Genomic DNA, 12450 nt, shown 5'->3' with positions numbered 1-12450 from the left:
ATGGGAGGTTGGACCGATGGCTCGGACCAGAATGATCAGGCGTTGGCGCAAGAACATGGACGTCAGCGACGACATTCAGTACGCCGACATGCTTGCGACCTTGTCGGAGGGGTCGGTGCGTCGGAGTTTCAATCCATACAAGGACATCGATTGGAACGCAAAGGCGTTCGCTGTCAAGGCGGACGATCCGCGCTGGATCCTGCCTGAATCGGACCCGATCGGCGCTCACGCGTGGTATCAGGCCCAGCCGGTGGAGCGGCAGATCGAGATCGGCATGTGGCGCCAGGCCAATGTCGCCAAGGTCGGTGAGCAGTTCGAGAACATCCTGATTCGCGGCCTGATGGAGTATTCGTTCTGGGTGCCCAACGGCTCGCCGGAATACCGGTACTGCCTGCACGAATCGATTGAGGAGTGCAACCACAATCTGATGTTCCAGGAGATGGTGAACCGGATCGGCATGGATGTGCCGGGCATGCCGCGGCTGCTCAAGTGGCTGCAGCCGCTCATCCCGTTGACCGCAGGCCCGCTGCCGATTCCGTTCTTCTTCGGCATTCTCGCCGGCGAGGAGCCCATCGATCACACGCAGAAGAACGTGCTGCGCGAGGGCAAGGCCCTGCACCCGATCATGGAGCGGGTCATGGCGATTCACGTCGCCGAGGAGGCCCGCCACATGTCATTCGCGCACCAGTACCTGCACAAGCGGGTGCCGAACCTGCGCTTGCACCAGCGCCTGCTGTTGTCACTCTTTGTGCCGCTGACCATGCGCATCCTGTGTTCGGCCATCATCGTGCCGCCGCGTGCGTTCTGGAAGGAATTCGACATCCCGCGCTCGGTGCGCAAGGACCTGTTCTTCGGTTCGCCCGAATCGCGCAAGATCCTTCGGGACATGTTCGGCGACGTCCGAATGTTGTGCCACGACACCGGCCTGATGAACCCGATCGCCAAGCTGATGTGGCGGATCTGCAAGATCGACGGGCCCCCGAGCCGCTACCGCAGCGAACCGCAACGCCAGCACCTACTTTCCGTCGTGTAGCCGCCGTCTGCTGCGGAACCCGGCTGGGGCTCCGGCCATTCCGGCAGCGTCGATGACCCGACAGGAATTGCAGCATCGATAATCCCGTGTATCGAAAGGCTTGGTTGGCTGTGATTGATATCGAACACCTCGACGTGCTGATCATCGGTGCCGGCATCTCCGGCATCGGTGCGGCCTACTACCTGCAGCGCGAACACCCCGGTCGCAGCTACGCGATCCTAGAGGCCCGCGGTGCTATCGGTGGCACCTGGGACTTGTTCCGCTATCCAGGGATTCGGTCGGACTCGGACCTGCATACGTTCGGCTACGAGTTCAAGCCGTGGCGTGACGAGTACGCGATCGCCACCGCCGACAAGATCCTGGCCTACCTGCGGGAGACGGTGTCGGAGAACGGCATCGACGACCGAATCCGGTTCCACCACAAGGTGCTCGGTGCGGCCTGGGATACCGCGCAGGCCCGCTGGACGGTGGACATCGAGCGGACCGAGAGCGAGGGGGCAGACCCGGAACTGGTGCAGGTTTCGGCGAGCTGGCTGTTCTGTGGGGGCGGATACTATCGCTACGACCACGGCTACACCCCGACGTTCGAGGGCGCCGACCGGTTCACCGGACAGATCGTGCATCCTCAGCATTGGCCCGAGGATCTGGACTACGCCGGCAAGAAGGTCGTCGTGATCGGGAGCGGTGCCACCGCGGTCACACTGGTCCCGTCGTTGGCGGGCACCGCTGCTCACGTCACCATGTTGCAGCGCTCACCGACCTATGTGATGCCGGTGCCGGCCAAGGACAAGTTTGCCAACACCGCCAAGCGGTTGCTGGGCGACGAGCGCGGCTATGCGCTGACCCGGCGTAAGAACATCCTTAAACAACGTGGTGTCTATACGTTCTGCCAGACATTTCCGAAGGCCGCCCGGGCCGTGATCCGCTGGGCCAATGCGGCCAAGTTACCCGCCGGGTATCCGGTGGACGAGCATTTCAGCCCTCGCTACAACCCGTGGGATCAGCGGCTGTGCGCAGTGCCCGACGGGGATCTGTTCGCCGTGCTCGGTGCGGGTAGCGCCTCGGTGGTCACCGACCGTATCGCGACCTTCACCGAGAACGGCATCCTGCTGGAGTCCGGCCGCGAGCTCGATGCCGACATCATTGTCATCGCAACCGGATTGAATATCCAATTGCTCGGCGGGATGATGCTCACGGTAGACGGTGAGCCGGTCGACCTGTCGAAAACCGTGGCCTACAAGGGCATGATGCTGTCCGGCGTTCCCAACTTCGTGCTCGCGTTCGGCTACACGAACTCGTCGTGGACGCTCAAGATCGACCTATTGTGCGAGCATTTCTGCCGGCTGCTGAGCCACATGGACAGCCAAGGCTACGACATGGTGTGGCCGGTCGCCGATCCTGAGATGGAAACCCGTCCGCTGCTGGACTTCTCGGCAGGATACGTGCAGCGGGCTCTGGGCGAATTGCCTCGGCGCGGCGTCGACGGTCCATGGGTGATGTCGATGAACTATTTCCATGACGTGGCGATGCTCCGAAACGGGCCCGTGGTCGACCCCAATCTCGCGTTCGAGAAGGTTGTGACGAAAACCCGCTCGGAGCCTGCTGGTTCACCGCGACGTTCGGTCGACTGAACTGACTTCTCGTGGACAGTCTCAGGGGGCTCATCAGTAACCGCGAAAGGAGCATGTATGGCCCACCTTCCCGCACCCCATCGTGCTGGTCCGATGAACACCTGCCAGCTGCCGATTCCCGAGTCGGCCTCGCCGGATTGGCGTTCACGGGGCAACTGCCGCGACGCTGACCCGATAGTGTTCTATGGTCCCGATCGCGAAAGAGCCGCGGCCCGACGACGACGTGTGGCCAGTGCCAAAGCGATCTGCCAGACGTGTCCAGTGAAGCGCGCCTGCCTCAGACAATCGCTGAGATTCCCCGAACCGCATGGGGTCTGGGGAGGCCTTACTGCCGATGAACGCAGCAACATGCTGGTCGAACTTGCGCTCGCGGGCAGTAAGGGAGGCAGTTCGGCAACGTAGGGGAGCCAGCCGGGGGAGCGGCACCGCGGGGCCGCGTGACTGGTCATGAATCAGACCATCGTGTCGGCCGGGGGCAGGCCGAACTCGTTGTCGCCGAAGATCAGGTAGGCGCGCTCGGGATCGTTGGCGGCGTGCACCCGGCCAGCGTGCGCATCACGCCAGAACCGCTGCACCGGAGCGTCGTTGGACAGCGCAGTGGCACCCGAGGCCTCGAAGAGACGGTCGATCGAGGCGATCGCGCGGCCGGTGGCACGCACCTGATCGCGACGGGCGCGGGCCCGCAGCTCGAACGGGATCTCCTCACCGGCGACCAGCAGCGCATATTCGTCGGCGACATTGCCCGACAGCTGGCGCCAGGCGGCGTCGATGTCGCTGGCCGCCTCGGCGATCCGGATCTTGGCGAACGGATCGTCCTTGGCCTTCTCGCCGGCGAACGCCGCGCGGACGCGCCTGCCCTGGTGCTCGACGTGGGCGTCGTAAGCGCCGTAGGCCATGCCCACGATCGGGGTCGAGATGGTGGTGGGATGGATTGTGCCCCAAGGCATCTTGTAGACCGGGGCGGTGTTGGTCCGGTAGCCGCCTGCAGTGCCGTCGTTCATCGCCTTGTAGGACAAGAAGCGGTGCTTGGGCACGAACGCGTCCTTGACCACGACGGTGTTACTGCCGGTGCCGCGCAGGCCGACGACGTTCCACACGTCGTCGATCTTGTAGTCGCTGATCGGGATCAGGAAGCTGCCGAAGTCGACCGGGCGGCCGTCCTTGATGACCGGGCCGCCGAGGAAGGCCCAGGTGGCGTGGGCACTTCCCGACGACCACTGCCATGATCCCGACACCAGATAGCCCCCGTCGACGGCATGTCCCGCACCCATCGGGGCGTAGGACGAGGACACCCGTGCGGACGGGTCGTCAGCCCAGACATCTTCCTGAGCCTGCTGATCGAACAGCGCCAGGTGCCAGTTGTGCACCGCCAGTACACCTGCTACCCAACCGGTCGAGCCGCAGGCGCTGGCCAACCGACGCACCGCCTCACAGTAGATGGTGGGGTCGCATTGCAGGCCGCCCCACTGCTCGGGTTGCAGAAGCTTGAAGAAACCGATGTCTTCCAGCGCCTTGACGTTCGCGTCCGGCAGCTTGCGCAGATCCTCGGTCTCCTGAGCGCGCTCACGCAGCAGCGGCAACAACTCGTCGACACCCGCCAGAACTGTTCGGGTGTCGTGAGCCGCCCGGGTAATGCCTTGCTGAACAGAAGTCACTGAACTGCCTTCCCCACGCTGGGCTGATTGAGACCGCGGTCGGTGGCGACCGGGGTCAGTGTTTCTCGCTGCCGAAGGTTCTCCGCGACTTCATGACGCCAGTACTCGTTGGCGGCGGTGGTATCCACCTCGTACTCGAATCGATCGGTCATCTCCGCGGTGACGTCGGCGGCGTCGACATAGAACTGCTCGTACCACCGTCGCAGCTGATAAACCGGACCGTCCTCCTCTACCAGAAGTGGATTGTCGATGCGCGTCTTGTTCTTCCATATCTCGACGTCCTGCAGGAAGCCACGGCTGACACCGTCGGTGAACGCCTGCAACAGCATGTCGGTCGCCTCGTCGCTCAAGCCTTGCGGGCGGCGTACCATGATTCCCCATTGCAGCACAAAGGAATCCGATGTCACGGGGTAGTGGCAGTTGACCAGGATGGCGTCCACTTCGTACCCGCTGTAGCTGTTGTGCAGCCGGTTGATCATGAACGACGGGCCGAAGTAGGAAGCCTCGGAATCGAGGATCTGCTCACCCGCATAGTGCGAACCACCCAGGTTGACGTCGGGCCTGCCGATTGTCCGAAGGTACTGGGACGCTACCTGGCCTTCGAACACGTTCTTGAAGTAGGTCGGAAACCCGAAATGGATGTAGTAGAAGTGCGCCATATCGACGATGTTGTCGACGATCTCTCGGCAGTTCGAGCCGATGAGCTCAGTGCGCCAAGACCATTCCGTCCAGTCCTCGTCACGAAACTCCGGAATGTCGGGGATATCCAGATGCGGCGACGGCGCACCGCCCTCGGGGTCATGCCAGACGAACAAGAGACCTGCACGGACACTCGATATCCACACACGTGTACGAGCAAGTCGGGGAGCACGCTTCGCATACGGGACCTGTGCACAGCGGCCATTGCCGGCCCACCTCCAGTCGTGGAACGGGCACGCAACGGCGTCGCCTTTGATCTCACCCTGCGCAAGGTCGCCACCGAGATGCCGGCAGTACGCATCGAGCACGTGCACCGCACCCTCGCTGTCGGCGAAGACCACCAACTTCGTCCCGAACGCGGTGACCGAATGCGGCTTGCCGTCTAGGAACTGCGACAGCATGCCCAGACAGTGCCAGCCCCGGGCAAAACGCCTCGGCGACGTTCCGACATCGATCTCACGCACTGTGGCACCAGTCGAATCGTTGGACAAATCCGTCACCCTCCTGAACACGAAACCAGAACACGTTCCTTAACTCGTCGGATTGCTACGCTAGGCGCAGGCCAAGCCGTCAAATAGGGACGAAGGTCCTTAGTTCGGGACGCCCGTAGGTATCCCAGATGTGGAACGCCGCATGATCCGGTGCCATTGGCGTGCAACTGTTTCAGCAGCGGGCAAGCTGAACTATGTTGGCATGCAAAATCACTCACGCTGTCGACCGCAAGCTTGGGACTAAAGGCCCTTTCCGGCACACGTGCCCAGGGCCATAGTGGTGATGGAGGTGCGCTCAACGGCCTCAAGCAGTGGCAGGTCGGCCGCGGCGGCCACGTACGTCGTACCTCGAAACCAGCTTGGGCGCTGTTCCATTTTGCCCTGATTCCGTCGAAAGGTCGTTTGTGCAGGTCACCAGCGTCGGGCATGCCGGCTTCCTGATCCAGACCAAGGCTGGCAGCATTTTGTGCGACCCCTGGGTCAACCCCGCCTACTTCGCCTCGTGGTTCCCGTTCCCCGACAACAGCGGACTGGACTGGGACACCCTCGGTGACGTCGATTACCTCTACGTGTCACACCTGCACAAGGACCACTTCGACCCGGAGAACCTGCGCCGTCACGTCAACAAGGACGCGGTGGTGCTGCTGCCCGACTTCCCGGTGCCCGACCTGCAACGCGAACTCCAAGCCCTGGGATTTCACCGGTTCTTCGAGACCACCGATTCGGTCAAACACACCGTCAGCGGACCCAAGGGCGACCTCGATGTGATGATCATCGCGCTGCGCGCCCCCGCCGACGGCCCGATCGGCGATTCGGGCCTGGTCATCGACGACGGCCAGACCGTGGTGTTCAACATGAACGACGCGCGCCCGGTCGATCTGGATATGTTGCACGCCGACTTCGGCCAGATCGACGTGCACATGCTGCAGTACTCGGGCGCCATCTGGTACCCGATGGTCTACGACATGCCCGCCCGCGCCAAAGAGGCCTTCGGTGTGCAAAAACGCCAGCGCCAGATGGACCGGTGCCGCCAGTACATCGCGCAGGTCGGGGCGACGTGGGTGATCCCCTCGGCCGGACCGCCCTGCTTCCTCGACGACGAGTTGCGCGACCTCAACGACGACCACGGCGATCCGGCCAACATCTTCCCCGACCAGGTGGTGTTCCTCGATCAGATGCGCCGCCACGGCCACGACCGGGGCCTGCTGATGATCCCGGGCAGCACCGCCGAATTCAGCGGCTCGCACCTGGATTCGCTGACCCACCCGGTCGCCGACCCGGAGACGATCTTCACCACCGGCAAGGCCGACTACATCGAGCAGTACGCCCAGCGGATGGCCCCGGTGATCGCCGCGCAGAAGGCGTCGTGGGCCCCGGCCGCCGGCCAACCGCTACTGCCCGGTCTGCGCGCGTTGTTCGAGCCGATCATGAGCCAGACCGATCAGATCTGCGACGGCATCGGCTATCCGGTCGAGCTGCGCCTGTCGGGCCCCGGGCACAGCGAGACCGTGGTCCTGGATTTCCCGAAACGTCTTGTGCGTGAACCCATCGCCGATGAGAAGTTCCGTTACGGCTTCGCGGTCCCGCCCGAGCTGGTGCGCACCGTGCTGCGCGACAACGAGCCGGACTGGGTGAACACCATCTTCCTGTCCACCCGCTTCAAGGCCTGGCGGGTCGGCGGCTACAACGAATACCTGTACACGTTCTTCAAATGCCTCACCGACGAACGCATCGCCTATGCCGACGGCTGGTTCGCCGAAGCCCACGACGACACCTCCTCGATCACCCTCGACGGCTGGGAAATCCAGCGCCGCTGCCCCCACCTCAAAGCCGACCTCTCGAAATTCGGTGTGGTCGAAGGCAACACCCTCACCTGCAACCTGCACGGCTGGCAATGGAACCTCGACAACGGCAAATGCCTGACCACCAAGGGCCACGAACTGTCGACCGGCCCCCGTACACCGTCGCCTGACTGACCGCTGTTCGGAGCACTCCTCCTCCGGCATCAGGGGAATGCCGAAGAAGCCGGGATTCAACACAAGGAGGTTTCTGTTGATGCACTTCACCTTCGGCGCCGGACGTTGCTGGATCGTGCGGGTGATGGGCGCGAATCCCATGATTCGGCTGACTGACCGGGCAGACGCAGTCGGCGCCGTCGTGGTCATCCTTCTGATCTTGACCGCGACGGCGGTCGCCGGCGCGATCAGCACCTCGGCCCATGACAACCGATCTCATCTGTATGCCCAACAGGCGGCGATGCGCCACACCGTGCAAGCCCGCGTGACGGGCCGAAGTAGAGAAGTGGCCGGGGGGACAGGAAGACAGTTCGAAGCGCCGGCTCGCTGGCCGACCCCGTCCGGAGAGCGTTCTGGCTCAGTCTTTCTCAGCCGCCCGGCGGAATCCGGCCATCAGGTCGACATCGTGGTCGATTCCACCGGTCGGCAGGTGCCGCCACCACCGCCTCAGTGGCAAGCCGGTGTTGACGCGGCATCCATCGGAGTTGCCGTCTGGCTGGTGTCGATCGGCGTGATCGGTCTGGCAGCGTCGGTGGCGCAGCGGTGGTTGGTGCGTCTGCGCTATCGACAGTGGGACGAAGAGCTGCGGTTGCTGACGGCCATACCGGAGGACTCAGCGGGAAGCAACGCAGAGGGGGAGGGCGGTGCCGGACCTGGGCCCGAGGGCTCCTGCACCTGATCCGGCCCACCCACATACCAACCTGCACAGTGCTTGTCCCGCTCGCGTCGGTCAAGCCAGTTTTTCGGCTTTGCGAGCTGAGCGGCTGAGCCGGCGCTCCTTGGCCGCATCGAACTTTACGCAGGATTCTTCGAGCTTCTCGACCAAGACACCCAGATCATCCCGCGCCCGCGCCCCGTCGCCGGTGAAGTCCTCGCGTTCGAAGATCCGCCACTTCCTGAGCTGAGGCATCACGATCTCCTCCAGGTGGACGCGCGGATCGTAGATGCCGCCAACCGCAATGGTCACCGCCTTCCGGCGAAACGCGGGAATGGTGTAGCCCGGCATCGTGAAGTTGTTGAGGATCCGGTACACCGAAGCGATGGCCTGATTCGGCGCGAGTTCGAACCCCGCCGCGGAGATATCGCGGTAGAAGAGCATGTGCAGATTCTCGTCGGCTGAAACTCGTTGCAGCAGTTGATCAGCAATTGGATCATTGCACGCCTTGCCGGTGTTGCGGTGGGACACCCGGGTAGCCAGTTCCTGGAAACTCACGTAGAGGACAGAGTCGAGGAGGCTGTCGGCGAACAGGTCACCCTGATGATTCTGGCCGGGGGAGAAGCCGCGGGTGATCTGCTCGACCCGCAGCTCTTCGAGCTCGATCGGGTCGCAAGCGCGCGTCACCACGAGGTAGTCGCGCAGTGCGAGGCTGTGTCGGTTTTCTTCCGTGGTCCAGCGGTTGACCCACTGGCCCCACGCACCGTCCATGCCCATGTTCATCGCAATCTCACGGTGATAGGAAGGCAGGTTGTCTTCGGTGAGCAGGTTGACCACCATGGCGAGCCGGGCGACCTCCGACAACTGGGACTGCTCAGGGTGCCAATCCCGGCCGCCCAGAGCGTAATAGTTCTTGCCGTCCGACCATGGAATGTAGTCGTGCGGATTCCAGTCCTTCATCATCGACAGATGCCTGTTGAGCAGGCGCTCCGCCACCGGTTCCAACTCATGCAGCAATCGCAGATCGTTCGAGTCCTTCGGCAAAGTCCCTCCTGAGCCTCGTACCTGTTACTTGCAGTTTCATCTAACGGGTCATGTTCGAACGTGGATAGGGACCTTTGTCATCGCTCGCGCCTCCAGCGCGCACGGGGACGGCGCGTCGCAGTTTGGTTGACAGATCAGGACTTTCGACTCTGGCGCTGTTCGCCCACCGGGCGTAATCAGAAGGGGGTGAGGCGAGCGGTGCGTACGCAGTGGACGTTTCACCGCACCGGCAACCCGTCGAGATGACCACAGGAGGCTGAACAAACCGTGTCTGGCACAGCGGATCCCGACTCCATTGCCCGTTCTGACGGCGGCGACAAGCGGCCACGTTTGTCTCGGAGAGGTTGGGTTCTGCTCGCCACCGCGACTCTCGTTGTCGCCCCGCTCTCAGGTGTAGCGGGCTGGGAGCTGAACAGCCGGTTGAACAACAGCGGTACGTCCGCGGCAATTGACAGGCAGTGGCTCATCAAGTTGGTGGATCTGGCTGCCCAGTTCCCCTCTGGGTTCCGCCTGACCTTTGCCGATGCCTCGGACCTGACCGAACAGACGCTCTTGATGCAGGGGGCCACCGTCATCCCGGCGAACTGCGCCAACCCGGCCGAGCGGGACGCCGGTGTTTCCCCACCCGCTGGCGCCATCCTCGACAGCCTTGCCGGAAGAACTGAGGACCGCGTGCTGGAAGTGACCGCCCTGACGTCTCCCGAGCCGATACCGGTGCGAGATGTGCCCCCGCACTGCGACGCGGTGGTGTTCTACAAGGCGGGACTCATCCAGGGCTTCACCGGCCCGGTCTCGCTACCCCCGATCCCGGATGGGGTAGCGGTGAAATCGAGCCAGGCCGTGAGGGTCCGCTACACCATCACTGACGGCTCCGGACCCACCATCGACACTGTCCGCTACGTCTACCGAGCACTTCTCGACGACCTTCACTCGGTCACCGTCACTTTCACCGGACAGATCAGCCCCGGGCCACTTCGTGACATCGACCCGAGCCCGGCCAATGATCTGTTCACGCACGCACTGACAACGCTGCAAACGTCCTGACGGCCGTACGCCTGGTGTGACTATCAGCCGACGAGCTCACACCACGGGGTCAGCCTCGGCGGCATAGACACCCAGCAGATCACGGGCAGAGACGATGCCCACCAAAACACCAGCACGCTCTACCAGGATGTGCCGGATGTGGCGGTCGGTCATCCGAACGGCCACTTGTTCGACCGTGTCGGACGCCGCGCACCAGACCAGGTTCGTGCTTGCCACATCGACCGCGGGGACCGAAGCTGGATCCCGATGGGCGGCAATGACACGTATGGCGTCACGTTCGCTCACCAGCGCCACTGGCCGTTCCTGGTCGCCGACCACCACGGCGCCGATCCCGGCCTCGACCATGGCCTCTGCAGCCGTCGCGACGGTCGCGTCGGAGGGCACCCGAAACACTGCTTCACCGATGAGATCCGCGACCGAGATCGAACCGGCTGAGAGAACATTGACCATGGCACGATCGTGGCACCACGCATCTGCTGCGGATAGGGACTTAAGTCTTCTGTCATCCGGCACTTTGGCGAAGCAACTAGTAACTGCGAGACCTCGGCCGGTGCCCACAGGTCGGTTTGACAGGACGGAAAATCCCTTTCTCGTCCGGGCGCACATCTTTTAGGATTCGGCCCGTGCTGTCCCGCCCCGTGTCCATTGGCGATGAGACGATCGCCACTGTGGTTGCTGCGCACTGGTTGCCCCAGGTCACCGACATCAGTTATTTGCCATGGGGTTTCGGTGCGCACCACTGGCGAGTGATCGGCGGCGGGACCACGTTGTTCGTGACGTTGGACCAGCTCGAACCCCGACACACCGCATCGTCTCTCGAGGCTGCCTACGCCGGAGCCGCCGCCCTGGCCGTCGCTGGTTTGAACATGGTGTGTGCACCGCTGCCGGCCCGGTCTGGACAATTCACCGTCGATGTCGGGGTCGGTGTACTCAGCGTGACGCCGTGGCTTCAGGGCAGCAGCCCGACCGAGGCACAGGCCCGCGAACCCCGGCATGTCCGCGAAGTGGTTCTGGCCCTGGATGCGCTGCATCGCGCCATTCCACCTGAAGGGCTTCGGCCATGGAGTCCGAAAGTCGGTGTTTCATTCGGCCACGAGCTGCGAATTCACACCGCCGAGCCCTGGACGAGCGGCCCGCTGGCAGAGGAGGCGCGGCTGGCCCTTACCGCGCACATTGAACCGATCCAACGCTGGACCGAGCGCTACCTGGACCTCGCGGAGGCAGCGCGTGCCCGACGCGACGAATGGGTACCGACACATGGCGAGCCACACAACGACAACCAGGTCGTGACCGCCGACGGCGTGCAGCTGGTCGATTGGGAATCGCTGGCTCTTGCACCGCCCGAACGAGACTACGCCGACCTACCTGCCGCGGTATACGAGCTATTGCGGCCCGACCCCGCGATGCTAGAGCTGTTCGCGCTGGACTGGCGGCTCACCGAGATCGCCGAGTACGCAAGATGGTTCGCCGCTCCGCATCTCGGCACCGAAGACGACCACACCGCCCTGGAAGGGCTGTACGAAGAGCTGACCGGGGACGCGCAGTGAACCGACGCTGCTGACCAAATCCGTTCCGCCGCAACATAATACGTCACAGTGACGAATATCGCCCTTCTGGGGCCTTCTTTATGGGAAGGGGATTGGAGGGATCGCGGAAGGCAACTGGACCTGGGGGATCGCAGCAGGCAATTCGATCTGGGGTACATCGGCCGGAAGTTGAGCCCGCGGAATGTCGCTCGGCAGCTGGACCGTAGGCACCGCGCTGGGTAGCGGCACCGGTGGAACATCGCTGGGATATGGGAACGGTGGCATGGTGCCTGGGACCGGCAGCGTTGTCACGGGATCGTCCGATGCGATCCGTTGGCCCGGATCGCTCGAGCAGCCGGCGGCGAGCATCGCCGCGGCCATCAGGGGCAGCAGCAGCGCAACTCGCCGCCGAGTCCGCCTCGCCCCAAAAATCATCTGGTCAGCCCCTTACAGTCAATGACAACGCTATCATCGGCCAAGCGCTCGAAGCCGGCGCCGAGCTCGACCTCAGCCCAGCGGAAGTCCAAAGTGCCTGCACTGCAATGGAATTTGACACACAGGCACCTAGCGATAAATCGTCACTGTGACGTAATTATAGAAGCGACCCGGGGGTGATGAGGAGCGTGCGTGGGCCGTCGCCACTGATGGATCGACATG

Annotated in this window: 11 protein-coding genes; 7 read left to right on the top strand and 4 right to left on the bottom strand. The window is 63.4% G+C overall.

The genetic code is table 11. The annotated features are described in order from the left end of the window. Positions 1–16 precede the first annotated feature (16 nt). The 3 genes from G6N57_RS21350 (at position 17) to G6N57_RS21340 (ending at position 3066) form a co-directional block, all read left to right on the top strand. Positions 17–1033, top strand: a complete 1017-nt coding sequence (locus tag G6N57_RS21350) for an AurF N-oxygenase family protein (protein WP_077739484.1) — start codon at positions 17–19, stop codon at positions 1031–1033. Positions 1034–1143: 110 nt separating this feature from the next. Next, entirely contained in the window at positions 1144–2664 is a 1521-nt protein-coding gene (locus tag G6N57_RS21345) for a flavin-containing monooxygenase (RefSeq protein WP_077739485.1), read from the top strand. 57 nt (positions 2665–2721) lie between these two features. After that, positions 2722–3066 (top strand): WhiB family transcriptional regulator, encoded by a 345-nt coding sequence (locus G6N57_RS21340; RefSeq protein WP_322790640.1) that lies wholly within the window; start codon positions 2722–2724, stop codon positions 3064–3066. Between the two features lie 50 nt (positions 3067–3116). Here G6N57_RS21340 and hsaA read toward each other — a convergent pair whose 3' ends face one another. Next, positions 3117–4319, bottom strand: coding sequence for a 3-hydroxy-9,10-secoandrosta-1,3,5(10)-triene-9,17-dione monooxygenase oxygenase subunit (gene hsaA, locus G6N57_RS21335; RefSeq protein WP_077739487.1), 1203 nt, complete (start codon positions 4317–4319; stop codon positions 3117–3119). Further along, the gene (locus G6N57_RS21330; protein WP_077741758.1) at positions 4316–5509 is read right to left on the bottom strand and encodes a 3-ketosteroid-9-alpha-monooxygenase, oxygenase component; all 1194 of its coding nucleotides are present in this window, start codon (positions 5507–5509) and stop codon (positions 4316–4318) included. Before G6N57_RS21330 ends, hsaA begins: the two co-directional genes overlap by 4 nt. A 404-nt stretch (positions 5510–5913) precedes the next feature. On the opposite strand from G6N57_RS21330, the gene G6N57_RS21325 reads away from it, so the two are divergent. Beyond that, positions 5914–7485: a Rieske 2Fe-2S domain-containing protein gene (locus G6N57_RS21325; RefSeq protein WP_077740689.1), complete on the top strand. Its 1572-nt coding sequence runs from the start codon at positions 5914–5916 to the stop codon at positions 7483–7485. Between the two features lie 79 nt (positions 7486–7564). Next, entirely contained in the window at positions 7565–8203 is a 639-nt protein-coding gene (locus G6N57_RS21320) for an Rv1733c family protein (RefSeq protein ID WP_097926367.1), read from the top strand. 51 nt (positions 8204–8254) lie between these two features. On the opposite strand, the gene G6N57_RS21315 is transcribed toward G6N57_RS21320, so the two are convergent. After that, positions 8255–9223 carry an acyl-ACP desaturase gene (locus G6N57_RS21315; protein WP_077740691.1) on the bottom strand — a complete coding sequence of 323 codons (969 nt, stop codon included), beginning with the start codon at positions 9221–9223 and terminating at the stop codon, positions 8255–8257. 474 nt (positions 9224–9697) lie between these two features. On the opposite strand from G6N57_RS21315, the gene G6N57_RS21310 reads away from it, so the two are divergent. Further along, entirely contained in the window at positions 9698–10267 is a 570-nt protein-coding gene (locus G6N57_RS21310; protein ID WP_077740692.1) for a DUF5642 family protein, read from the top strand. A 36-nt stretch (positions 10268–10303) separates the two neighbouring features. Here the strand turns inward: G6N57_RS21310 and G6N57_RS21305 are convergent, their stop codons facing one another. Beyond that, positions 10304–10717, bottom strand: coding sequence for a CBS domain-containing protein (locus G6N57_RS21305; RefSeq protein ID WP_077740693.1), 414 nt, complete (start codon positions 10715–10717; stop codon positions 10304–10306). A 173-nt stretch (positions 10718–10890) separates the two neighbouring features. Here G6N57_RS21305 and G6N57_RS21300 point away from each other — a divergent pair, with 173 nt between their 5' ends. Further along, positions 10891–11814, top strand: coding sequence for a phosphotransferase family protein (locus G6N57_RS21300; RefSeq protein ID WP_097926366.1), 924 nt, complete (start codon positions 10891–10893; stop codon positions 11812–11814). Positions 11815–12450: the final 636 nt, after the last annotated feature.

The organism is Mycolicibacterium boenickei, assembly GCF_010731295.1.
GTDB classification, from domain to species: Bacteria; Actinomycetota; Actinomycetes; order Mycobacteriales; family Mycobacteriaceae; genus Mycobacterium; species Mycobacterium boenickei.
The sequence above is the reverse complement of the archived record's forward strand: the minus strand, read 5'-3'. Positions and strand labels throughout refer to the sequence as shown.

What these genes read in the sequence shown, in the direction of transcription:
- G6N57_RS21350 (WP_077739484.1), top strand. Translation starts at nt 17, where the DNA reads ATGGCTCGGACCAGAATGATCAGGCGTTGGCGCAAGAACATGGACGTC.
- G6N57_RS21340 (WP_322790640.1), top strand. Translation starts at nt 2,722, where the DNA reads ATGGCCCACCTTCCCGCACCCCATCGTGCTGGTCCGATGAACACCTGC.
- G6N57_RS21320 (WP_097926367.1), top strand. Translation starts at nt 7,565, where the DNA reads ATGCACTTCACCTTCGGCGCCGGACGTTGCTGGATCGTGCGGGTGATG.
- G6N57_RS21305 (WP_077740693.1), bottom strand. Translation starts at nt 10,717, where the DNA reads ATGGTCAATGTTCTCTCAGCCGGTTCGATCTCGGTCGCGGATCTCATC.